We start from the raw sequence: 23868 nt of genomic DNA on the forward strand, positions 1-23868 counted from the left end.
AATTGTAAAAGATTCATAAGAACAACACCTATAATGCACTCCCTATCTCTTCAATATCGTCCTTATCTTCAAATCCTATCACCTTTTTATAAATGAGATAAACCGGTAAATATGCAAACGATGCTGTCACCAATACTCCTATTCCACAAAGCAGTATTCCAACAAACTCAGCTAAAAGCCCCGTAACTATCATCAACCCAAAAGTGAGCAACCACTTTTTGTTACCTAATTTAAAACTCAATTTGATGATTTCCGAAACTGACAAATCTGGGTTATAAGCAAAAACCACATTAATAAAAGCAATTGGAACCGCTACATATATAATAGGAAGTACACATAGCATGGTTGCCAATAAAGAAATACCTACAGTGGCCAATCCAAGCTTAATAGCCTTGACAAAATAAGGCTTCTTAAAATAATAGAAGTAATCATCTGCTTCTTCAATGCCCAGATCCTTGTTTTTACAGATTCTAAAAAACGCAGCTTTAAGAGTAAAGGCAATGGTTGCAGCAATTGCTCCAAATAAAATTGCAAAAACAACAAAGGGAACCATTAAAAAAGCTGAGGCAGAGTCTCCATTATCCAAGGCCTCTGGATTAATAATCCCCATGGCTATCAATGGGAAATATATAATTAGGTAAAAAGGGATCATTAAGGCCATAGTTATCAATAGAGTTATTAAGCCCTGAAGCCAAATCTTTTTAAACAAATCAATACTTGCATTAAAAATATCTCCAAAGTCTAACTTTGGAGCACTTTCAATTAGTTGTTCTAGTTTTGTAAACATATTACGAGTCGGTTAGTTAGAATATTCCCACCAAAGTAGTTTGAAATATGTTAAAAATCAAATAAATCACATCTGCCAATTTGTCACAGAACTTAAAATAATAGTATCTTTGCATGCTTATTGACTGTTAACAGCTTTCAAGAAATTTTATGGAAAAGATTATAGATGAAAAAAGACAAGGACAAAGCCTTGTTGTGGAGCAAAAAGAAGGGAACACTAGAAAATTGTTCATAGAAAGCTACGGCTGCCAGATGAACTTTAGCGACAGTGAAATTGTAGCCTCTATTCTTTCTAAAGAAGGGTTCAATACCACACAAAACTTAGAAGACGCCGATTTAGTTCTTGTTAATACCTGTTCTATTCGTGATAAAGCTGAACAGACTGTTCGTAAACGTTTGGAAAAATACAATGCGGTAAAAAAAATAAATCCAGGTATGAAAGTTGGGGTTTTAGGTTGTATGGCCGAACGTTTAAAGAGTAAATTTCTTGAGGAAGAAAAAATTGTTGACCTTGTTGTAGGGCCAGATGCATACAAAGATCTTCCGAATCTAATCTCGGAAGTTGATGAAGGCAGAAATGCAGTTAATGTTATCCTTTCTAAAGAAGAAACTTATGGAGATATTGCTCCGGTTCGTCTTAACAGCAATGGAGTAACTGCTTTTGTTTCTATTACACGTGGTTGCGACAATATGTGTACTTTCTGTGTAGTTCCTTTTACTAGAGGTCGTGAGCGTAGCCGTGATCCACAAAGTATTATTGAGGAAATTAAAGATTTAGCCGATAAAGGCTTTAAAGAGGTTACCCTTTTAGGCCAAAACGTAGACAGTTATCTGTGGTATGGCGGTGGACTAAAAAAGGATTTTGAAAAAGCTACCGAAATGCAAAAAGCTACAGCTGTAAACTTTGCGATGTTGTTGGACATGTGCGCTACATCTCATCCTAAAATGCGTTTCCGTTTCTCTACATCCAACCCTCAGGATATGACTATGGATGTTATTGAATCTATGGCTAAACACCGTAACATCTGTAATTACATTCACTTACCAGTGCAAAGTGGTAGTAACCGTATATTGAAGGAAATGAACCGTCAGCATACTCGTGAAGAATATTTTGAATTGATCGATAACATTAAAAGGTTGATACCTGATTGTGCGATTAGTCAAGATATGATTACCGGATTCCCAACGGAAACCGAAGAAGATCACCAAGATACATTATCCTTGATGGAGTATGTTAAATACGACTTCGGGTTTATGTTTGCTTATTCTGAACGCCCAGGTACTTTGGCCGAGCGTAAAATGGAGGACGACATCCCTGAAGATGTAAAAAAACGTCGCCTAACAGAAATCATCGATCTTCAACAAAAGCACAGTCAATACAGAACTGAGGAGCATTTAGGGAAAGTAGAAGAGGTTTTGATTGAAAAGGCATCAAAGAGATCAGATGCACATTGGTCCGGACGTAATTCTCAAAACACAGTTGTTGTCTTCCCTAAAGAGCATTATAAAGTTGGTGATTTTGTTAACGTAAAAATTACCGAATGTACCAGTGCAACCTTAATCGGTGAAGCTGTTGGATACTCCGATAATAACTAACATATTACATACGCTATTAATACATGGAATCTATTCAAGCCATAAAACAACGATTTGAAATTATTGGGAACGACCCCAAGCTCAATCGCGCTATCGAGAAAGCCATTCAGGTAGCACCTACAGATATTTCGGTGCTTGTCACTGGAGAAAGTGGGGTTGGTAAGGAGAACATTCCAAGAATTATACATCAGCTTTCACACCGCAAACATGGTAAATACATTGCGGTAAACTGTGGTGCCATTCCTGAGGGCACCATTGACAGTGAATTGTTCGGACACGAAAAAGGAGCCTTTACCGGAGCTACCCAAACCCGTAGTGGTTATTTTGAAGTAGCCGATGGTGGTACAATTTTCCTCGATGAAGTTGGTGAATTGCCGTTAACAACACAAGTACGCTTACTTCGGGTTCTGGAAAATGGAGAGTTCATTAAAGTAGGTTCGAGTAAAGTTCAAAAAACCAATGTACGTATTGTGGCTGCTACAAACGTGAACATGTTTGAGGCCATTGAAAAGGAAAAGTTCCGTGAAGACCTTTACTATCGTTTAAGTACAGTAGAAATCCATCTTCCTGCATTACGTGATCGTCAGGATGACATCCACTTATTGTTTAGAAAATTTGCGAGCGATTTTGCTATCAAGTATAAGATGCCTACAATTAAATTGGATGACAATGCTGTTCAAATACTTCAAAAATTCAGATGGAGCGGTAATGTCCGTCAGTTACGAAATATTGCAGAACAACTTTCTGTTTTAGAGCAAAACCGTGTGATTTCAGCAGATGTACTTCGCAACTATTTGCCCTCTACAGGATCGCAACTACCAGCTGTTATTAATAAAGCAAAATCTGACAGTGATTTTAGTAGCGAACGCGAAATCTTGTACAAGGTTCTTTTCGATATGAAAAGTGACCTGAACGATCTTAAAAAGCTTACACTTGAACTTATGAAAAGTGGAGACGTAAGCGATGTTCAAAAAAATCACGAAGGTCTTATCCAAAAAATTTACGGCGAGGATGATGCTGAAGATTACGAAGAACCTCTTGAAGATGTAATGGAAACAGAAGTCCTCTCCATCCCCCATCAAGATGCAGTAGCGCCAGCAGGTGAAGAGGATAAGTACTATTTTGCAGAGGAAATTGAAGAAGAAGAGACTCTTTCACTGCAGGATAAAGAATTGGAATTGATAAAAAAATCCTTGGAGCGCCACCATGGCAAACGTAAATTGGCCGCCGCCGAACTAGGTATTAGCGAGCGCACCCTTTACAGAAAAATTAAACAATATAACCTTTAATCAGGTCCCACACCATATGACACCTCTTATTCAAATTAAGCATTGGAAAACTGTATTTACATTCTTAAAGTTTAATAAAGTTGTTTTAGGAATAATTGCTGTGATGACATTTAGCCTTAGCGGTTGTGGTTTTTATTCATTTACGGGAGCTTCAATTTCTCCAGACACAAAAACATTTCAGGTAAACTTTTTCCAAAACAATGCTCCAATTGTTGAACCAGGACTTGATAGAGACTTTACCAATGCCCTTACAGATTTACTTTTAAATCAAACCAATTTACAGTTGGTAAAATCCAATGGCGATTTGGTTTATGAAGGAGAAATCACCGAATACCGTGTATCACCTACAACAGCTACATCTAGTAATACTGCAGCACAAAATAGGCTTACCATGAGAGTTAACGTAAGATTCTACGACAAGAATGACCCTGAATCAGATTTCGAAAGGGCTTTCTCTTTCTATTATGACTATGGTGGATCTGCATTGCTAACAGGAAATACAAAAGATGCTGCCAATGCAGAGTTATTCGAACGTATTACTCAGGATATCTTTAATGCATCATTGGCTAAGTGGTAATTATATACCTCTAACACTTTTTGTATTTAAGATTTCATTAAATTTGAAGGATAACGTATTATGAATAGCTCCGACTTTAAACACATTTTACAACACCCACAGGATATTACTGCCGAATATACAGCTGCAATACAATCAGTCGTTGAAGAATACCCCTATTTTCAGTCGGCACGTGCTCTTTATCTTAAAGGGCTTAAAAACAAAGGCAGTTTTAAATACAATCTAGAACTTAAGATTACCGCGGCCTATACAACAGACCGTAGCATCCTTTTCGACTTTATAACTTCTGAAGTATTCCTTCAAAACGAAATTTCGCAGCAAATTATGCAAAATGCGGAATACATTAGAGACATAGAAGTTGATGCAGAAGATATATCGATTACCAGAAAAGTAACTATTGATAGAACGTTGGAAAAACAGGTTGAAGACACAAAAGGAGTATTAGATCCTGACCTCTTTCTTCCCAAGATAGATTCATCTAAAATAGCCAACTTAGCTGCTGCTATCCAAAGTAAAGCACAATCTTCAACGTCAACAGCAAAAGAGCCTCAAAATTCCGAAATAAAACAAATTAATAAACCAGAGAATAAAAAAGACCCTAAAGCCATTTTAAAAATTGGCCAACCTTTGGAATTTGAACGCTCAGAAACTTATTCATTCAATGAATGGCTCAAGCTTGCTCATTACAAACCTATTGAACGAGAAGTAGACATTTATATTAATAAAAACGAAGAATTAACCTCGCCTAAATCAAGTGAAATCGATTTAGAAGAGAAACAAAAAAGGGCGAAAAAATTTGAGTTGATAGATAAGTTTATTACTACAAACCCCAAAATAAAGCCTCAAAAGAACTCCTCTACACAAAACCTTGCCAACGACAGACTTATACAACCTGAAGCCTTGATGACAGAGACTTTAGCACGTATTTACGTTGAACAAAAAAACTATAGGAAAGCAATTGAATCTTATAAAATATTATGTTTGAAATATCCAGAAAAAAATGCTTTCTTTGCAGACCAGATTAAAGCAATTAAAGAATTACAAGAACAAAATAAAAAAGAATAACGAGTATGTTTACTATATTTTTAGCCCTTATTGTTGTGGTAGCGTTCCTACTGATAGTTGTTATTATGGTACAAAACCCTAAAGGAGGTGGATTGTCTTCTTCTTTTGGTGGTGGTGGCACACAGCAATTAGGAGGAGTAAAAAAGACCACTGACTTTTTAGACAAAAGTACTTGGACATTGGCAACGATAATGTTGGTTTTAATTTTAGCCTCAAATGTTACTATTAACAGAGGCGGTAATACAACTGAATCTAAAGCTTTAGATACAGAAGCAACCACTTCTCAACCAGTAACTCCCGCTCCAGCACAAACTGACAATACTGCTACAACTCAAGATTCAGTAGAATAACAACTGAACTTATATATCATACTAAAAATGTCAACCCTATTGGTTGACATTTTTTTTTCTGAAAGTTTGTCAGTTCATCTCCATTGGCATACTTTTCGAAATAGGCAGAAACGTTAAACATTAACTTAATTAATCAAAATACTATACAAATGAGCAAATTAAACATCAAACCGCTTGCAGACCGCGTTCTAGTTGAACCTCTTCCTGCAGAAACCCAAACAGCTTCAGGACTTTTCATTCCTGATTCTGCTCAAGAAAAACAACACAAAGGAACCGTTGTAGCTGTTGGTAATGGTAAAAAAGATGAACCGCTTACTGTAAAAGTTGGAGACCAGGTTCTTTATGGAAAATACTCTGGATCTGAAATCAAATTAGATGGCAAAGACTACCTTATGATGCGCGAGGATGACATCATGGCCATTATCTAAACTTCCTTTTAACCCTTAATTTTTAATCAAAAATTAAAACCACTAAAATTTAAATCATTATGGCAAAAGACATAAAATTCGATATTGAAGCACGAGACGGATTAAAACGCGGTGTAGATGCATTGGCTAATGCAGTAAAAGTAACTTTAGGTCCTAAAGGGCGTAACGTAATCATTGGAAAATCCTTTGGTGCTCCACAAGTAACCAAAGACGGAGTTTCCGTTGCTAAAGAAATAGAGCTTGAAGATGAGCTAGAGAACATGGGAGCTCAAATGGTAAAGGAAGTTGCAAGTAAAACCAACGACCTTGCCGGTGATGGTACTACTACTGCTACTGTACTAGCTCAAGCAATCGTTAAGGAAGGTCTTAAAAATGTTGCTGCAGGAGCAAACCCAATGGATCTTAAACGTGGTATCGACAAAGCTGTTTCTGCTCTTGTAGGAGACCTTGGAAAGCAAAGTACCGAAGTTGGAAGCTCTTCCGAAAAAATTAAGCAGGTGGCTTCTATCTCTGCCAACAACGACGACGTGATTGGTGACTTAATTGCTGAAGCATTTGGAAAAGTAGGTAAAGAAGGTGTTATCACTGTTGAAGAAGCTAAAGGTACAGACACTTATGTTGACGTTGTTGAAGGAATGCAATTCGACCGAGGTTACTTGTCTCCTTACTTTGTGACTGATAGTGAAAAAATGATTACCGATCTTGAGAACCCATACATCCTATTGTACGACAAAAAAGTTTCTACAATGAAGGATTTATTACCAGTTCTTGAACCGGTGGCACAGTCTGGAAAGCCATTATTAATTATCGCTGAAGATGTAGATGGAGAAGCCCTTGCCACTTTAGTTGTTAACAAATTAAGAGGATCATTAAAGATTGCAGCTGTAAAAGCTCCAGGATTTGGTGATAGAAGAAAAGCCATGTTAGAAGATATCGCTATCCTTACAGGAGGTACAGTGATCTCTGAAGAGCGTGGATATACTCTAGAAAATGCAACTGTTGATATGCTTGGTACTGCTGAGCGTGTAACTATTGACAAAGACAATACTACTGTAGTTCATGGTAATGGTGATTCTGATATGATTAAGAATCGTGTGAATCAAATCAAAGCTCAAATTGAAACTACTACTAGCGATTACGATAGAGAAAAACTTCAAGAGCGTTTGGCTAAGTTGGCTGGTGGAGTTGCTGTACTTTATGTTGGTGCTGCCAGCGAAGTTGAAATGAAAGAAAAGAAAGATCGTGTTGACGATGCATTGCACGCTACTAGAGCTGCTGTAGAAGAAGGAATCGTTGCTGGAGGTGGTGTTGCCCTTGTTCGTGCTAAAGCTGTATTAGGAGGTATTTCTGCTGACAATAACGATGAGAGTACAGGTGTCCAAATTGTGGCTCGTGCTATTGAAGCGCCTTTACGTACCATTGTAGAGAATGCAGGTGGTGAAGGAAGCGTTGTTGTTGCTAAAGTAATGGAAAGTGACGGTGACTTTGGATATGATGCTAAAACAGAACAATACGTTCACATGTTGGAAGCAGGTATTATCGATCCCAAAAAAGTAACTCGTATTGCTTTAGAAAATGCAGCATCTGTTGCAGGAATGATCTTGACTACAGAATGTGCTTTGGTAGACATTAAAGAAGATAACCCAGGTGGTGGAATGCCTCCAATGGGTGGTGGAATGCCTGGAATGATGTAATTCATCACCTACATAAATACAAAAAAACCCTCGATCAATGACCGAGGGTTTTTTTGTATTTATTGTTGTTCTCTAAGCATAAGGTTAAAACAAACCTCCTTGAATATTCCCTTTAACTCTACCGAGATGTTTATACGCCAACTCTGTTACTTCTCGACCTCTAGGTGTGCGTACAATAAAACCTTGTTGAATTAAGAAAGGTTCGTAAACTTCCTCAATGGTTTCTGCACTTTCACTAACGGCTGTGGCTAGAGTTGTAATCCCTACAGGCCCACCTTTAAATTTATCAATTATTGTCGTTAGTATTTTATTGTCCATTTCATCCAGTCCATGCGCATCTACATTAAGCGCTTTAAGACCGAATTTTGCTATTTCTATATCTATCTTACCATTACCCTTAATTTGGGCAAAGTCGCGTACCCTACGCAACAGTGCGTTTGCAATACGGGGTGTCCCCCTACTCCTTCCAGCAATTTCTATGGCCGCTTCCATACTAATGGGAACATTAAGAATATTGGCACTGCGTTCTACGATAGTAGAAAGCAGCTCGGTTGAGTAATACTGTAATCTACTGCTAATACCGAAACGAGCACGCATAGGAGACGTTAACAATCCTGATCGTGTTGTCGCTCCTATAAGTGTAAATGGATTCAAGTTAATCTGAACAGTACGAGCATTTGGTCCAGACTCAATCATGATATCTATTTTATAGTCTTCCATTGCAGAGTATAAATACTCTTCCACAATAGGACTCAAACGGTGAATCTCGTCTATAAATAATACATCCCTATCATCTAGGTTAGTTAACAAACCTGCTAGATCACCTGGTTTGTCCAATACAGGACCTGAGGTAACCTTAATACCAACACCTAACTCATTGGCTAAGATATGTGCTAAAGTTGTCTTACCGAGTCCTGGAGGCCCATGAAACAATGTGTGGTCTAAAGCGTCTCCGCGAAGATTAGCTGCTTCAACGAACACCTTTAGGTTTTCCAGCACTTGATCCTGACCAGTAAAGTCGTCAAAAGACAGAGGTCTTAAAGCCTTTTCTACATCCATTTCCTCTGGGGAAAAGTGCTCATTTGAAGGATTTAAATTCTCATTCATATAAAAGCAAAGATAAAGAAAAAGCCTTTCTGAAGGTTCAGAAAGGCTTTAATGTATAACGATAATTAATATCTCTTAGTGCTGTAGTTCCTCTTCTCCCTCTTTTAAAGGAATGTGCTGTGGAACAAAGTCTACATCATGACCTGGCTTACTGTAATCGTATGCCCAACGGTGAACTTCTGGAATAGCTCCTGGCCAGTTACCGTGGATATGTTCTACTGGAGTAGTCCATTCAAGTGTATTGGATTTCCATGGGTTCTGCTCAGCTTTCTTGCCGAAGAAAATACTGCTAAAGAAGTTGTAAAGGAATACCAATTGGAATGCCCCTCCTATCAAAGCAAATACAGTAATTATAACGTTTACATCCGCTAAGTCATCAAACAATGGGAAGTTAGAGTTGGTATAGTAACGTCTTGGTAAACCAGCCATTCCGATAAAGTGCATTGGGAAGAATACTCCGTAAGCACAGATAGCAGTCACCCAGAAGTGTAAGTACCCCAAGTTTTTGTTCATCATTCTTCCGAACATTTTTGGATACCAGTGGTAAATACCAGCAAACATTCCGTAAAGAGCAGAGATTCCCATTACTAAATGGAAGTGAGCCACTACGAAGTAAGTATCGTGAACGTTAATATCAAGAGCACTATCCCCTAAAATGATACCTGTTAAACCTCCAGTAATGAAAGTAGATACCAAACCAATAGAGAACAACATTGCAGGGTTCATTTGTAAATTACCCTTCCAAAGTGTCGTGATATAGTTAAATGCTTTTACTGCAGACGGAATTGCAATCAATAATGTTGTAAAAGTAAATACCGATCCTAAGAATGGGTTCATACCCGATACGAACATATGGTGCCCCCATACAATTGTTGAAAGGAATGCAATAGCAAGGATAGAAGCAACCATGGCACGGTAACCAAAAATTGGCTTACGTGAGTTGGTAGCAATAATTTCTGAAGTGATACCCAAAGCAGGTAATAATACGATATATACCTCTGGGTGACCTAAGAACCAGAACAAGTGTTCGAACAATACTGGAGAACCTCCTTGATAGTGTAATACTTCTCCCTGGATAAATATATCTGAAAGGAAGAAAGATGTACCAAAGCTTCTGTCCATGATTAACAATAAAGCAGCAGACAATAATACAGGGAAAGAAATCACACCAATAATAGCAGTGATAAAGAACGCCCATATTGTCAATGGCAATCTTGTCATAGACATACCTTTTGTACGAAGGTTCAATACAGTAACGATGTAGTTAAGCGATCCTAAAAGCGATGATGCAATGAATATCGCCATAGCTACCAACCATAAAGTCATACCCGCTCCAGATCCACCTTGCGCCATTGGTAAGGCACTTAATGGAGGATAAATAGTCCATCCTGCAGCAGCTGGTCCAGCTTCAACGAATAATGACAATACCATAATTACACTAGAAAGGAAGAACAACCAATAAGAAACCATGTTAAGGAATCCAGAAGCCATATCTCGAGCTCCAATCTGAAGTGGAATCAAAAGGTTACTAAAAGTACCACTCAATCCAGCAGTTAATACAAAGAATACCATGATGGTACCATGAATGGTAACAAGAGCCAAATAAATATCGGCATCCATAACACCTCCTGGTGCCCATTTTCCTAATAACGCTTCAAAAAGCACGTTAGGCTCTTCCGGCCATGCAATTTGCATACGGAACATAAGCGACATCATAATCCCAATAATACCCATGATAGTACCAGTAATTAAGTACTGCTTGGCAATCATCTTGTGATCCATACTGAAGATGTACTTCGTAATGAAGGTCTCCTTATGGTGATGTCCGTGATCGTCGTGAGCGTGTGTATCTGCGTGTGCTGACATAATCTAATATCGTTTTAAATATCTTTTTACTTGGTTATGTTAATCAATCAAAGAGTTTTTAAATTCCTTTTGCTCTTTCATCCAGGCATCGAACTCCTCTTGAGATTCTACGATGATTTTCATCTGCATGTTGTAGTGCGACTTACCGCAAATCTTGTTACAAAGTAGTAAGTAATCGAATTCGTAACGCTCTAAAGGCTCCTCACCTTTATTTACTAGCTCTTCGCTGTTTTCAACACGTATTTTGTTAATGTTTGCTACCTTCTCAATAATATCAGGATTCTGACGCATTTCGGCTGTAGTTACAGTTGGAGTAAAACCAAACTGAGTAATCATACCAGGAACACAATTCATTTGCGCTCTAAAGTGAGGCATATAAGCTGAGTGCAATACGTCTTGAGAACGCATTTTAAATAATACTGGTCTCCCTACTGGTAAGTGTAATTCTGTAGTGATTACGTCATCCTGTGCATTGGCATCAGATTCGTCTATACCTAGGATGTTTGCACGATCAATATCAATCAACCTTACGTTAGCTTGACCAAGTACGTTATCTTGACCAGCGTAACGTGCCTTCCAGTTAAATTGTTGAGCATACAGCTCTACAATCATCGGATCCTCTTCCTCGCTAACGTTCATAATTGTATTCCAAGTGAATAAACCGTAGATAATCAAACCGGCTAAAGTAATTACAGGAATGATTGTCCAAATAGCTTCTAAGGTATTGTTGTCCGCATAGAATAACGCTTTTTTACCTTTTTCACCTTTATATTTAAATGCAAAGTAGTGTAATAAGAACTGAGTTAATGTTTGCACGATAAAGATAAGCACCAAAGAGATGATCATCAAGTTATCAATTTGAGGACCGTGAGCCGAAGCAGAGTTCGACAATAACGGTAGGTCTCCCCATTTCCAAACACATACTATAGTAATAACATAGATAAACGCTAGGAAGCCCAACATAAGGGATCCGTTGATCCTATTGTCTTTATCGTTTGCTACTTGATTGTTGTTTGCATTGGCTTGAGCAAGATCGAAAATCTTAACCATCTGCCAGATGGCAACCAATACAAATACTAATACTAAAATTGTTAATAAAGCAGTCATTGTTGTCGTTCGTCTTTATTTATCTATTAATAATGGAAATGTTCACTTTCTTTAATGTAAGGGCTACCCTTAGCTAACAATGGCGCCTTGGTCAATGCTGTAAACACAACTAGCATAAACAACCCTCCAAAAAGGAATATCGCACCAATTTCAGGAATTCCAATGAACCATCTGTCTCCAACTGTTGCAGGCATAATCATGTTGAACACATCGATGTAGTGACCAGCTAGGATGATAACACCAGCCATAACAACAAACCAAGGAATACGTTTGTAGTCGCTGTTCATCAACACCAATACAGGGAATATGAAGTTCATTGCTAACATTCCGAAGAACGGTAATCTATAGTCTTCAATTCTTGTTACGAAGTATGTAACCTCTTCTGGTATATCTGAATACCAGATTAACATAAATTGAGAGAACCATAAGTATGTCCAGAAGATAGAAATACCGAACATAAACTTAGCAAGGTCATGCAAATGACTATCGTTAACGAAGTCCAATAAACCTTTTGATTTAAGGTAGATTGAGATCAATGCGATAACAGTAATACCACTAACAAACATACTTGCAAATACATACCATCCAAAAAGAGTTGAGAACCAGTGAGGATCAACACTCATAATCCAATCCCAAGACATAATAGATTCTGAAACGATATAGAATACTAAGAATGCCGCTGAGATACGGAATAATTTCTTATAGTTTGAATTATCGTTAGCTTCATCTTGCGCCAAAGAGAACTTACGGGCAAAGAAGCGATAAGTACTCCATCCTGCGATGAATATCAATCCACGGATAACAAATCCAGTTAAGTTTAAGAAACCTGATTTACCTTGGATTAATTTATCGTGAGCAACAACCTCTGGGTCCATCCAAACAAAAATGTTATAGTGACCTACTGTACCAGAAAGTACTGCTATACCTAATACGATAAGTGCACCCGGTAATACATAAGAAGTAATACCTTCCATTACGCGGAACAATACTGGAGACCATCCTGCTTGAGCTGCATGCTGAATAGCATAAAAAGCAAGAACACCCAAAGAAATCATCATAAAGAAGAATGCTGCAACATAGATAGCAGACCAAGGCCTGTTCTGCATTTGGTGCATTACGTGCTCTGCGTGAGCATCACCATGATGAGCATCTTCGTGGGCACCTTCACCATGAGCAGTAGCTGCATCATGAGAATCATGAGCATCTGACACTTGATGTGTTGGTTCTTCAGCATGACCTCCGCCGTGATGCGCAGCTTCCTCTGCCAAGATTGTTTTTACTTCATCTAAAGATCCAGGGGCGGACATAAATCCGTAAACAACACCTAACAACCCTAAAACCATTAGAATGATAGAAAATGTCTTTAATCTATTTGAAAACGTATACATATCTATTATTTTCTTTATCTATCTTACTTTTCTAAATCTGCTTTTAACTGTAGTACATAAGCAACCACTTGCCAACGCTCTTCTTCATTAAGTTGGTTTCTATAAGAACCCATTGCGTTTTTCCCATAATAAATGGTGTGGTAAATACTACCTTCGGTAATGGCACGTCCAGCGTCATCGTAACTAGGGATACCAAGAATCTTCTCTCTTTTTACCAAGTTACCTTGCCCGTTACCTTTGTTACCGTGGCAAATTCCACAGTAGATGTCATAAAGTTCCTTTCCTCTTGCAAGGTCAACCATAGTAGAATCCAAAGGACTGGTCAAAGAAGCTTTGGCCAACTCAAATCCTTCAGTAGTATTTGCAATATCAAAAGGGATGTGACCTCTTGCAATAGTACCTTCTGCTGGCAATTGTGCCTCAACACCATTGTTAAATGCTGTTGATTCACCATAAGTTTCGTATCCTACTGGTTCGTACATGTTAGGCATGAACTGGTAGTTTGGTCTGCTGTTTTTCTGGCAAGACACTACCATTGTTAATCCTAATGCTAATACGCTATATTTAATTAAGCCTTTCATACTGATATTATGCTTTATCTACTATGTTAATTTCTACGGCTCCAGTTTCTTTCAATAATGAAGCCAATTCTTCTTCATTTCCATGTACAGGGATCTCCATAAGAAAGTGATCGTCTGTAGTACGTGGATCTGGGTTTTCAGCTTCTTTAAATGGCCACATTTTACTACGTAGGTAGAAAGTGATTACCATTAAGTGAGCTGCAAAGAATACTGTCATCTCGAACATAACAGGTACAAATGCAGGCATATTTTCCAAGAAACTAAAACTTGGCTTACCACCAATATTTTGTGGCCAGTCTTTAATCATGATGAAGTAAAGCATTGTTGTCGCAACAGAAAGCCCTACCAATCCGTAAAGGAAAGATGTAATAGCGATACGTGTTGGTGCCAATCCCATAGCTTTATCCAATCCGTGTACTGGGAATGGAGTGTACACTTCTTCTATATGATGTTTCTCAGCTCTTACCTTCTTCACTGCCGACATTAACACATCGTCGTCAGTATATATAGCGTGAATTACTTTTGATGAAGATTCCATATGCTGCAATTAGTTTTTAGAGTTGTTAACTTGACTTCCAGAAGTACGTGCGTCAGACCCAGTTCCTACTAGGCTTCCACCTGCTTCTCTAATCTTCTTGTAACGCTCACCAGATGACTTCAAGATAGTCTTAACCTCTGCTTGTGCAATTACTGGGAATGTTCTTGAGTATAATAAGAACAATACAAAGAAGAATCCAATCGTTCCTATGAATATTCCAATGTCTACAAATGTAGGTGAGAACATAGTCCATGACGATGGAAGGTAGTCACGGTGTAATGAGGTTACGATAATTACGAAACGCTCGAACCACATTCCTATGTTTACTACTATAGAGATAAAGAATGAGAACATGATACTTGTTCTAAGTTTCTTGAACCACATAAACTGTGGAGAGAACACATTACAAGTCATCATCGCCCAGTAAGCCCACCAGTAAGGTCCTGTAGCCCTGTTAAGGAAAGCATATTGTTCATACTCTACTCCAGAATACCATGCAATAAATAACTCAGTGATATAAGCCACACCTACTATAGAACCAGTAATCATGATTACGATGTTCATCAATTCGATGTGTTGTACAGTAATATAATCTTCAAGGTTGCAAACCTTTCTCATTATAATAAGAAGGGTGTTTACCATTGCGAATCCAGAGAAAATCGCTCCAGCAACGAAGTAAGGTGGGAAGATGGTAGTGTGCCATCCAGGAATCACCGATGTTGCGAAGTCAAACGATACGATAGTGTGTACAGAAAGTACAAGTGGTGTTGCTAATCCTGCAAGTACCAAAGATACTTCTTCAAAACGTTGCCAGTCTTTAGCTCTTCCTGTCCATCCGAAACTCAACAAGCTGTAGATTTTCTTTTGGAAAGGCTTCACAGCACGGTCACGGATCATTGCGAAGTCAGGTAATAAACCAGTCCACCAGAATACTAATGATACCGATAAATATGTTGAAATCGCGAACACGTCCCAAAGAAGTGGTGAGTTAAAGTTAACCCAAAGCGATCCAAATTGGTTGGGGATTGGTAATACCCAGTATCCTAACCATGGACGACCCATGTGGATAATTGGAAACAATCCCGCCTGAACTACCGAGAAGATTGTCATCGCCTCTGCAGAACGGTTAATCGCCATTCTCCATTTTTGACGGAATAACAATAATACCGCAGAAATAAGAGTTCCTGCGTGACCAATACCTACCCACCAAACGAAGTTAGTGATATCCCAGGCCCAGCCTACTGTCTTGTTTAATCCCCAGGTACCAATACCTGTTGACACGGTATACAATATACATCCAATCCCCCAAAGAAAAGCTACCAAAGCGATAGAAAAAACTATCCACCATTGCTTATTGGCTCTTCCTTCTACAGGGCGTGCTACGTCTACGGTAACATCATGATATGATTTTTCCCCTGTAACTAAAGGTCTTCTAATAGGTGCTTCGTAATGAGACGCCATAATCCTTTTATAATTATTTCTTAATTCGTTTTACTTATGCTTCTGTTGTATTTCTCACCTTAGTTTGGTAAATCACGTTAGGTTTAGTTCCTACGTGCTCCAATAAGTGATACATACGATTATCTTCTTTTAGCTTGGCTACTTTGCTATCCTTATCATTGATATCACCAAATACCATTGCACCGCTACTACAAGCTGCAGAACAAGCTGTCTGGAACTCACCATCCTTAATTACGCGTCCGTCACGTTTAGCATCTAGGATAGTTTTTTGAGTCATTTGGATACACATAGAACATTTCTCCATAACCCCTCTTGAACGTACTACAACATCTGGGTTTAATACCATACGTCCTAAATCGTCGTTCATGTGGTAGTCGAACTCATCGTTTCCGTTGTATAGGAACCAGTTGAAACGACGTACCTTGTAAGGACAGTTGTTAGCACAGTAACGAGTACCTACACAACGGTTATATGCCATGTGGTTTTGTCCTTGACGACCGTGTGAAGTTGCAGCTACTGGACATACAGTTTCACAAGGTGCGTGGTTACAGTGCTGACACATTACAGGTTGGAAAGCAACTTGTGGATTGTCTGCAGGGTGCTCCATTTCTCCGAATTCACTCAATGAGCTTCCTAATCCTGCAATATTCTCTTTCTTCTCGCTATCTCCTGCAAAAGTATCCTCACTAGAGTAGTAGCGGTCTATACGCAACCAGTGCATATCACGGCTTCGTCTTACTTCGCTCTTACCAACTACTGGTACGTTGTTCTCAGCGTGACATGCAATCACACAAGCACCACAACCAGTACAAGAGTTAAGATCGATAGAAAGGTTGAAGTGGTGACCAACAGAACGATCGAACTCATCCCATAAGTCTACGTCTGGAGACGTTACAGGTGTTTCTTGGTGATTTAATGACACCATTGCGATTGGATTCCATACTGAATGATCTTTAGTATTGAAGATCTCTAAAGTAGTTTCCTTAACAATGTCACCACGTCCCATTAGGGTATTGTGTAACTGAATACAAGCAAACTCATGTTCTCCATTAGCAGCACTAATGCTTACATTCTGTACGTTGTCAAAATTTTGATAAAGTGGGTAAGCGTTAACCCCTGTCTTCATTTCATCTTTCAATCCAGCAGTTCTACCGTATCCGAAAGACAATCCAACAGATCCTTTAGCTTGACCTGGCTGAATGATTACAGGAACGTTCTCTATAGTAACACCGTTAACTGTTACATTAGCCCTACTACCGTTTAGTGCTCCGTTGGCAACGTGCCAGTTCTTCAAACCTAATGCTTCAGCATCAGCTTTAGAAACGGTTAAGTAGTTATCCCAAGAAGTTCTGGTAATTGGATCTGGGAACTCTTGTAACCAAGGGTTATTGGCTTGTTGTCCGTCTCCCATTCCAGTTTTAGTATAAAGTGTCAACTCCATACCTTCACTTTTAGCTGAAGAAGCTAAAGCTCTTGCAGCTTGTCCAGAAGGTGCTTCTGTTGGCTCTGTTGTTTCAGTAGTATCAGCTTCAGAAATAGTAGCAGATACAGACGCTACAAATATACCATCGTGAAGCGCTTGGTTGAAAGAAGCACCGTTTAAGATGCTTGCATTCCAAGTTGACTTAATGTAATCGTGGAAAGATCCACCTTGTCCTGTCCACAACATCAAACAATCTTGTAATTGTCTTGTATCGAACAATGGACGGATGGTTGGCTGCATTAATGCATAGTGACCTTTCTTGATCTCTACATCTCCCCAAGACTCTAAGTAATGTGGAGTAGCAGCAATATATTCTGTTAACGATGAAGTCTCATCTTCTTTCATTGAGAAAGCTACAGAAAGTTCTGTTTTCTTTAATCCTTCAGCAAAATCAGCAGCGTTAGGCAAAGTATACATTGGGTTAACACCACTCATGATTATACCACCTACTCTACCAGCTTTCATATCAGCAACCAAAGCAGCAACTGCTTTACTGTTACCTTGTCTGATTTTGATTGGCGTTGCAGCATCGAATGCCTTACTTCTTAAGTACTCATTAATTTCGAATACTACAGTTTGTGCATTTACATCTTGGATTCCTGTTACAATCACACCGTTACTTCCAGCTTTCTTAAGCTCGGCAGCAGCTTTACGAACAGCATCCTCGATGTTTTCAGGTAATTGACCTGAAACAGATCCACCTACAACGTAGCTATATAATTTAGCCAAGGCAACTTTTTGTTGACTTGGAGTTAATGGTACACGCTTGTCTGCGTTAGCACCAGTTAACGACATATTAGATTCGAATTGGATGTGGCGAGACATTTTTCCATGCTCAGGAACACGTCCTTTAGCATAGCTGGAGTCAAATCCACCACCTTGCCAATCTCCTAAGAAATCAGCACCAAAAGATACGATAGTAGAAGCTTTAGCAAAATCGTAGTTTGCCAATCCTCTTTCTCCGTACTTAGCTTGGTAAGCATCTAAAGCAACAGACTCAGAAACAGCATCGTAAATTACGTGACGAACATTTCCGTATTGTGCCTTAAACTCACCAATTAATTTAGTAGTAGAAGGGCTGGCGAAAGTTTGCGTCAATAACACGATTTCTTTTCCTGCTGCACTTAGTGCATCAAGTTTTTGTTTTGTTTCAGCATCAAACGAACTCCAAGAAATACTGTTTCCACCTTTCTTTGGTCCTTTTACCCTTAAGCTGTCATAAAGACTTAAAACAGATGCATTAACTCTGGCATTAGCACTACCATTTGCAGCAGCCATAGTATTGTTCTCGATCTTTATTGGACGACCTTCACGGGTTTTAACTAAAACACTAGCAAAATCAAAACCGTCTGCCACTGTAGTAGCATAGTAGTTAGCTACACCAGGAACGATTTCCTCTGGCTGAACTACATAAGGGATTGATTTAATTACTGGCCCCTCACAAGCTGCTAAAGAAGCAGCTGCTGTAGAGAAACCTACGTACTTTAAGAAATCACGACGTGTTGTTGATGAGGCTTCAAGGGTTTCCTTGTCTCCTAAAAACTCATCCGTAGGGATTTCATCAACAAATTCGTTGTGTTTTAGCGTCTCAACAATTGAGCTATTATCGTTTAGCTCTTCAACACTTTTCCAGTATTTCTTGTTTGATGACATATTGTATAATTGAATTACTTCTTATTAAAATATTAATAGTGACATTTACCGCATTCCAGCGCTCCCATTTGAGCTGCCGTCAATTCTTCTACACCGTACTTCTTAGATAGCTCGGCGTGGATCTTTTCGTAGTATGCGTTGTCTTTTACTTTTACATTTGTTTCTCTGTGACAGTTAATACACCATCCCATTGTAAGTGGAGAGTATTGGTACATGATTTCCATTTCCTCAACAGGACCGTGACACTTTTGACACTCAATACCACCAACAGTTACGTGTTGAGAGTGGTTGAAGTATGCGAAGTCTGGAAGATTATGAATTCTAACCCACTTTACAGGCTGCCCTTCTCCAGTGAATTTTTGAGCAGTATCATCCCATCCGGCAGCAGCATATAGCTTCTTAATCTCTCCATCATAGAACTCTTTAGAATACTCAGCAGTAGTTTCACCATTGTATTCGTAAACTGACTTATGACAGTTCATACAAACATTCAATGAAGGAATACCTGAAGTCTTACTTACTCTTGCAGAAGAGTGACAGTACTTACAGTCGATACCGTTATCGCCAGCATGAACTTTATGAGAAAAATGAATTGGTTGTACCGGTTGGTAACCTTGATCTACACCTACCTGCATTAGGTAACCGTAAATAAAATACCCACCTGCCAACAACAAGAAGATTGCAGTTACCAAAACCAAAAACTGGTTTTGAACAAATGCTTTCCAAATAGGAGTGCGTTGAGTAGCTTCTGGCAAGTCCACTCCTTTTGCTTCAGCAAAACTACGGAGAGTCTTATTCACCAAAATCAAAGCGAAGGCTAACAAACCGAAAAGCAACACTAATGCCCCAAGAATGATTTCGTTTGAAATACCCCCTTTTTGTTCGGCTGGCAAAACCTGCCCTACAGCCTCATCATTAGGTTTCGCTGGCTCTGCCGACGTATACGCTAAAATATTATTCAAATCCTCATCTGACAATTGAGGAAATGCCGTCATAGCAGTTTTATTGTAGCGATTAAATACGTCGTTAGCATAAGCATCTCCCGACTTAATCATACCTGAACTATTTCTAACCCAAGCGTAAATCCACTCTCGATCTAAACCTTGCTCATCACTCAACCTAGCCTCAACATTTCTAAGCTTAGGACCTGTAAGATCTTTATCCAAGCTGTGACATGCAGCACAATTGGTGTTAAACAATGATTTCCCCTTAGCAGGGTCCCCTTCCTGAGCAGTAAGTGTTGTTGAAAATGCTAATAAAAGAATTAATCCTAAACGCTTTAAGCTTGCGCCAAATTGTCGGTGTATCACCTGTTTCATATTAATGGTTGAATTAACTTCTAAACTTTGGTACGTTTTTTTCATCTATAAAAAGATAAAATACGGTTATAAAAATCTCTCGCAAAAGTAACACTTATAGTCCATTTTAGAAATGTTAGTGTTCTGTTAATTGCTAATTTAGAGAAATTCTAAATAATAAAATAAGCCCTATTTTAGTTAATAAGATTTACATTTGTCTTAAAGAACTTGATAATGAAAATATTGAAAACCCACATCGCCATTTTAAGCTTTGCTGCATTGATTTTCAGCACAGAAATAACCTACGCCCAAGAAGGGACACTTACAATTAATAAGGACGAACGAATTGACGAACTCCTGAAATTGAAAAAGGAAATCAATAATTCTTCAAGTGCAGACCGCTATAGAATACAGATTTTCTCTGGTCGCCGTAGTGGCGCAGAAGGAGCTAGAGAAGACTTCTTAAAGGCTTATAACCAGTGGAGCACTTCACTAGTTTACGAATCGCCAAACTACAAGTTGTGGGTGGGCAGCTTTACTACTCGTTTAGAAGCCGATAGAGCACTTAAAGAAATAAAGAAAGAGTTTTATAACGCATTTATTTTCAAACCAAAATCTGAATAAAACTTTTAATTTTTATCCCATAAAAAAAGCGACCTAACTAGGTCGCTTTTTTTATTCTATATAATATACTTACTTAAGCTTCTTCTTAACTTCAACTTCTTGGAAAGCTTCAATAATATCACCTTCCTTAATGTCGTTATAGTTCTTAATCTGCATACCACAGTCGTATCCTTTAGAAACTTCTTTTACATCATCCTTAAAGCGTTTAAGCGATGCCAATTCGCCTGTGTAAACAACAACACCTTCGCGAATTAATCTCACTCCAGAGTTTCTGTAGATTTTACCGTTCATAACCATACATCCAGCTATACTACCAATCTTAGAGACTTTGAAGATTTCACGGATTTCTGCAGTTCCAGTAACTTCTTCTTTAAGTTCTGGCGATAACATCCCCTCCATTGCATCCTTAAGATCGTTGATAGCATCATAGATAATAGAATAGGTTCTAATATCAATTTCTTCCTGCTCAGCGATGCTACGAGCATTACCCATTGGCCTAACATTAAACCCTATGATAATTGCATCGGATGCTGAAGCAAGCAATACATCACTTTCCGTAATTGCACCTACACCTTTATGAATAATATTTACTTGAATCTCGTCTGTTGATAGTTTTTGGAATGAATCAGTTAATGCTTCAACAGACCCATCAACGTCCCCTTTAAGGATTACGTTAAGCTCTTTAAAGTCCCCAAGTGCAATACGTCGTCCAATCTCGTCAAGAGTAATATGACGTTGTGTACGTACCGATTGCTCACGTTGTAATTGAGTACGTTTTGCTGCTATTTGCTTAGCCTCCCGCTCGTCTTCAAATACATTGAATTTATCACCTGCCTGTGGTGCCCCATCCAATCCTAAAATTGATACTGGCGTAGAAGGCCCAGCTTCGTGAACGTCTTTACCACGCTCGTCTTGCATTGCACGAACCTTACCACTATGACGACCTGCCAACACATAATCACCAATACGCAGTGTACCTGCTTGCACTAATATTGTAGATACGTATCCTCTACCTTTATCCAAGAATGCTTCAACAACAGTACCTGTTGCATGTTTATCAGGATTAGCCTGAAGCTCTAACATTTCTGCCTCAAGTAATACTTTTTCTAAAAGTTCCTTGATCCCTTGACCTGTTTTAGCAGAGATATCATGAGATTGAATTTTTCCACCCCAATCTTCTACTAAAAGGTTCATTTGAGCTAGCCCTTCTTTAATCTTATCTGGATTAGCCGTTGGCTTATCTACCTTGTTAATCGCAAATATAATTGGCACCCCTGCTGCTTGAGCATGCGAAATTGCCTCTTTAGTTTGCGGCATGATATCATCATCGGCAGCAACAACAATAATTGCGATATCAGTAACTTGAGCACCACGCGCACGCATCGCAGTAAACGCCTCGTGACCAGGTGTATCTAAGAAGGCTATTTTCTGTCCACTATCCAGTGTTACACCATATGCACCGATATGCTGTGTAATACCTCCTGATTCTCCTGCGATTACATTCTCCTTACGGATATAATCCAATAAAGATGTTTTACCGTGATCTACATGTCCCATTACTGTTACAATAGGAGCTCGCGATTTCAAGTCTTCTTGACTATCAACCTCCTCTTCGATTGCCTCTTCAATATCGGCAGTTACAAACTCTACTTTATATCCAAATTCCTCTGCAACAATTGTTAATGTTTCAGCATCTAGACGTTGATTCATTGTAACCATCATACCCAAAGACATACATGCAGATATAATTTGTGTTACGGAAACATCCATCATAGTTGCAACCTCGCTAGCAGTAACAAACTCAGTAACCTTGAGAATTTTGCTTTCTGCTTGTTGCTGTTCAAGTGATTTCTCTGTCTGTTCGCGGTGCTGATCACGTTTCTCTCTACGATACTTAGCCCCTTTACCTTTTCCAGACTTTCCTTGAAGTTTTTCAAGCGTTTCACGGATTTGTTTTTGTACTTCTTCTTCGCTTGGCTCTTCTTTTACAACATGACGTCTTCCCGGACCTTTTTTGCCCTTGAAGCGTTCTTGCCCTTTATTTGCATTACCAGCAGCATTTCCTTTAGCTGCATCAGGACCAACTTTACTGATTCTACGGCGTTTTTTTCTAGCTTGACCGGGTTGCTCCTTAGGCTTTTTATCTTCTTTTTTCTTCTTAGGCTTCTCGAATTTAGAAAGGTCTATTTTCTCTCCGGCAATCTTAGGTCCTGAAAGCTTTTGGTACTGTGTTTTCACCATACCACCATCTTCCTGCAAAGGCTCTTCTTTCTTCTCCTGCTTTTCTTTCTTTTCTTTCTTCTCTTCCTTCTTTACTTCTGCTGGAACATCTTTTATTGAAGGTTTTGAGGTTTCTTTTTTAGGAGTTTCTTTTTTAGGAGCTGGAGCAGGAGTTTCTTTTTCTTCTTTAGCAACAACCTCCTGTTTTTTCTCAACTTTCGGTTCTGCTTTAGGCTCTTCCTTTTTAGGAGCCTCAGTTACAGCAGGCTTTTCTTCCTCTTTTACCGGAGTCTCCACCTTAACAGGCTCTACAGGTTTAGGCTCTTCTTTTTTCTCTTCAACTTTTGGTTGCTCTACCTCTTTTTCACCAACCTTTTCTTCTGCTTTGGAATCGCCTTCCAAGTCAATTTTCCCCACCTGTTTTGGACCTGACAATACGGTTTTGGCTTTAATTACCTCTTCTTTTTTGGCCTCTTCTTCTTGCTTCGCCTGAAGTTCGCGTTCGCGTTCTTCTCGCATTGCCTCCTTTTCCTTTTGCTTAGCCTCACTAACCTCCTTAGACGCTACTTTTTTGCTAGCATCTGTTTGAAATTCAGAAGATAACACATCGTATATTTCCTCTGAAATTTTTGTAGTAGGTCGCTTCTCTATCTCAATGCCTTTAGTGTCCAAAAACTCTACAGCACGATCTAAAGAAATGTTTAATTCGCGTAAAACTTTATTTAATCTTATTGTTCCAGCCATAAATTGCCTTTAA

Annotated in this window: 18 protein-coding genes and 1 pseudogene; 8 read left to right on the forward strand and 11 right to left on the reverse strand. The window is 38.9% G+C overall.

Annotated elements, in window-relative coordinates:
• Positions 1-28 precede the first annotated feature (28 nt).
• Positions 29-787 (reverse strand): hypothetical protein, encoded by a 759-nt coding sequence (locus PWU04_RS00965; protein WP_274473931.1) that lies wholly within the window; start codon positions 785-787, stop codon positions 29-31.
• Between the two features lie 149 nt (positions 788-936).
• On the opposite strand from PWU04_RS00965, the gene miaB reads away from it, so the two are divergent.
• The 7 genes from miaB to groL all read left to right on the forward strand — a co-directional run bounded on the left by miaB (position 937) and on the right by groL (position 7785).
• Positions 937-2382, forward strand: coding sequence for a tRNA (N6-isopentenyl adenosine(37)-C2)-methylthiotransferase MiaB (miaB, locus tag PWU04_RS00970; protein ID WP_274473932.1), 1446 nt, complete (start codon positions 937-939; stop codon positions 2380-2382).
• A 23-nt stretch (positions 2383-2405) separates the two neighbouring features.
• On the forward strand, positions 2406-3671 hold the full coding sequence (locus tag PWU04_RS00975) for a sigma-54 interaction domain-containing protein (RefSeq protein WP_274473933.1): 1266 nt from the start codon (positions 2406-2408) through the stop codon (positions 3669-3671).
• 103 nt (positions 3672-3774) lie between these two features.
• The gene (locus PWU04_RS00980; RefSeq protein ID WP_406600935.1) at positions 3775-4248 is read left to right on the forward strand and encodes an LptE family protein; all 474 of its coding nucleotides are present in this window, start codon (positions 3775-3777) and stop codon (positions 4246-4248) included.
• 60 nt (positions 4249-4308) lie between these two features.
• Positions 4309-5313 (forward strand): hypothetical protein, encoded by a 1005-nt coding sequence (locus tag PWU04_RS00985; protein ID WP_274473935.1) that lies wholly within the window; start codon positions 4309-4311, stop codon positions 5311-5313.
• Positions 5314-5318: 5 nt separating this feature from the next.
• Positions 5319-5663, forward strand: coding sequence for a preprotein translocase subunit SecG (secG, locus tag PWU04_RS00990; protein ID WP_274473936.1), 345 nt, complete (start codon positions 5319-5321; stop codon positions 5661-5663).
• Between the two features lie 149 nt (positions 5664-5812).
• The gene (locus PWU04_RS00995) at positions 5813-6091 is read left to right on the forward strand and encodes a co-chaperone GroES (RefSeq protein ID WP_274473937.1); all 279 of its coding nucleotides are present in this window, start codon (positions 5813-5815) and stop codon (positions 6089-6091) included.
• A 59-nt stretch (positions 6092-6150) separates the two neighbouring features.
• Positions 6151-7785, forward strand: a complete 1635-nt coding sequence (gene groL / locus PWU04_RS01000; RefSeq protein ID WP_274473938.1) for a chaperonin GroEL — start codon at positions 6151-6153, stop codon at positions 7783-7785.
• Between the two features lie 84 nt (positions 7786-7869).
• Here the strand turns inward: groL and ruvB are convergent, their stop codons facing one another.
• The 9 genes and pseudogenes from ruvB to PWU04_RS01045 form a co-directional block, all read right to left on the reverse strand.
• The gene (ruvB, locus tag PWU04_RS01005; RefSeq protein WP_274473939.1) at positions 7870-8892 is read right to left on the reverse strand and encodes a Holliday junction branch migration DNA helicase RuvB; all 1023 of its coding nucleotides are present in this window, start codon (positions 8890-8892) and stop codon (positions 7870-7872) included.
• Positions 8893-8967: 75 nt separating this feature from the next.
• Positions 8968-10758: a cytochrome c oxidase subunit I gene (locus PWU04_RS01010; protein ID WP_274473940.1), complete on the reverse strand. Its 1791-nt coding sequence runs from the start codon at positions 10756-10758 to the stop codon at positions 8968-8970.
• 39 nt (positions 10759-10797) lie between these two features.
• Positions 10798-11865: a cytochrome c oxidase subunit II gene (locus tag PWU04_RS01015; RefSeq protein WP_274473941.1), complete on the reverse strand. Its 1068-nt coding sequence runs from the start codon at positions 11863-11865 to the stop codon at positions 10798-10800.
• 26 nt (positions 11866-11891) lie between these two features.
• Positions 11892-13253, reverse strand: coding sequence for a quinol:cytochrome C oxidoreductase (locus tag PWU04_RS01020; protein WP_274473942.1), 1362 nt, complete (start codon positions 13251-13253; stop codon positions 11892-11894).
• 23 nt (positions 13254-13276) lie between these two features.
• Positions 13277-13834 (reverse strand): c-type cytochrome, encoded by a 558-nt coding sequence (locus PWU04_RS01025; RefSeq protein WP_274473943.1) that lies wholly within the window; start codon positions 13832-13834, stop codon positions 13277-13279.
• Between the two features lie 7 nt (positions 13835-13841).
• Positions 13842-14372: a DUF3341 domain-containing protein gene (locus PWU04_RS01030; RefSeq protein ID WP_274473944.1), complete on the reverse strand. Its 531-nt coding sequence runs from the start codon at positions 14370-14372 to the stop codon at positions 13842-13844.
• A gap of 39 nt (positions 14373-14411) precedes the next feature.
• Positions 14412-15833 (reverse strand): annotated as a pseudogene (nrfD, locus tag PWU04_RS01035) (NrfD/PsrC family molybdoenzyme membrane anchor subunit); the annotation flags it as partial.
• A 34-nt stretch (positions 15834-15867) separates the two neighbouring features.
• Positions 15868-18969: a TAT-variant-translocated molybdopterin oxidoreductase gene (locus PWU04_RS01040; protein WP_274473946.1), complete on the reverse strand. Its 3102-nt coding sequence runs from the start codon at positions 18967-18969 to the stop codon at positions 15868-15870.
• A 32-nt stretch (positions 18970-19001) separates the two neighbouring features.
• Positions 19002-20288: a c-type cytochrome gene (locus PWU04_RS01045; RefSeq protein ID WP_274474259.1), complete on the reverse strand. Its 1287-nt coding sequence runs from the start codon at positions 20286-20288 to the stop codon at positions 19002-19004.
• A gap of 213 nt (positions 20289-20501) precedes the next feature.
• Between PWU04_RS01045 and PWU04_RS01050 the strand changes: the two genes are divergently transcribed.
• Positions 20502-20891: an SPOR domain-containing protein gene (locus PWU04_RS01050; protein WP_274473947.1), complete on the forward strand. Its 390-nt coding sequence runs from the start codon at positions 20502-20504 to the stop codon at positions 20889-20891.
• A 69-nt stretch (positions 20892-20960) separates the two neighbouring features.
• On the opposite strand, the gene infB is transcribed toward PWU04_RS01050, so the two are convergent.
• Positions 20961-23855, reverse strand: a complete 2895-nt coding sequence (gene infB / locus PWU04_RS01055) for a translation initiation factor IF-2 (protein WP_274473948.1) — start codon at positions 23853-23855, stop codon at positions 20961-20963.
• Between the last annotated feature and the right edge of the window lie 13 nt (positions 23856-23868).

The organism is Mangrovimonas aestuarii (genome assembly GCF_028767185.1).
In the GTDB taxonomy this organism is placed as follows: domain Bacteria; phylum Bacteroidota; class Bacteroidia; order Flavobacteriales; family Flavobacteriaceae; genus Mangrovimonas_B; species Mangrovimonas_B aestuarii.

Bases quoted from the DNA above. Each gene is read 5' to 3' on its own strand.
- PWU04_RS00980 (WP_406600935.1), top strand. From the start codon at position 3,775: ATGACATTTAGCCTTAGCGGTTGTGGTTTTTATTCATTTACGGGAGCT.
- PWU04_RS01010 (WP_274473940.1), bottom strand. From the start codon at position 10,758: ATGTCAGCACACGCAGATACACACGCTCACGACGATCACGGACATCAC.
- ruvB (WP_274473939.1), bottom strand. From the start codon at position 8,892: ATGAATGAGAATTTAAATCCTTCAAATGAGCACTTTTCCCCAGAGGAA.
- PWU04_RS00975 (WP_274473933.1), top strand. From the start codon at position 2,406: ATGGAATCTATTCAAGCCATAAAACAACGATTTGAAATTATTGGGAAC.
- PWU04_RS01015 (WP_274473941.1), bottom strand. From the start codon at position 11,865: ATGACTGCTTTATTAACAATTTTAGTATTAGTATTTGTATTGGTTGCC.
- infB (WP_274473948.1), bottom strand. From the start codon at position 23,855: ATGGCTGGAACAATAAGATTAAATAAAGTTTTACGCGAATTAAACATT.
- groL (WP_274473938.1), top strand. From the start codon at position 6,151: ATGGCAAAAGACATAAAATTCGATATTGAAGCACGAGACGGATTAAAA.
- PWU04_RS01020 (WP_274473942.1), bottom strand. From the start codon at position 13,253: ATGTATACGTTTTCAAATAGATTAAAGACATTTTCTATCATTCTAATG.
- PWU04_RS00995 (WP_274473937.1), top strand. From the start codon at position 5,813: ATGAGCAAATTAAACATCAAACCGCTTGCAGACCGCGTTCTAGTTGAA.
- PWU04_RS00965 (WP_274473931.1), bottom strand. From the start codon at position 787: ATGTTTACAAAACTAGAACAACTAATTGAAAGTGCTCCAAAGTTAGAC.
- PWU04_RS01030 (WP_274473944.1), bottom strand. From the start codon at position 14,372: ATGGAATCTTCATCAAAAGTAATTCACGCTATATATACTGACGACGAT.
- secG (WP_274473936.1), top strand. From the start codon at position 5,319: ATGTTTACTATATTTTTAGCCCTTATTGTTGTGGTAGCGTTCCTACTG.
- PWU04_RS01040 (WP_274473946.1), bottom strand. From the start codon at position 18,969: ATGTCATCAAACAAGAAATACTGGAAAAGTGTTGAAGAGCTAAACGAT.
- miaB (WP_274473932.1), top strand. From the start codon at position 937: ATGGAAAAGATTATAGATGAAAAAAGACAAGGACAAAGCCTTGTTGTG.
- PWU04_RS01050 (WP_274473947.1), top strand. From the start codon at position 20,502: ATGAAAATATTGAAAACCCACATCGCCATTTTAAGCTTTGCTGCATTG.
- PWU04_RS01045 (WP_274474259.1), bottom strand. From the start codon at position 20,288: ATGAAACAGGTGATACACCGACAATTTGGCGCAAGCTTAAAGCGTTTA.
- PWU04_RS01025 (WP_274473943.1), bottom strand. From the start codon at position 13,834: ATGAAAGGCTTAATTAAATATAGCGTATTAGCATTAGGATTAACAATG.
- PWU04_RS00985 (WP_274473935.1), top strand. From the start codon at position 4,309: ATGAATAGCTCCGACTTTAAACACATTTTACAACACCCACAGGATATT.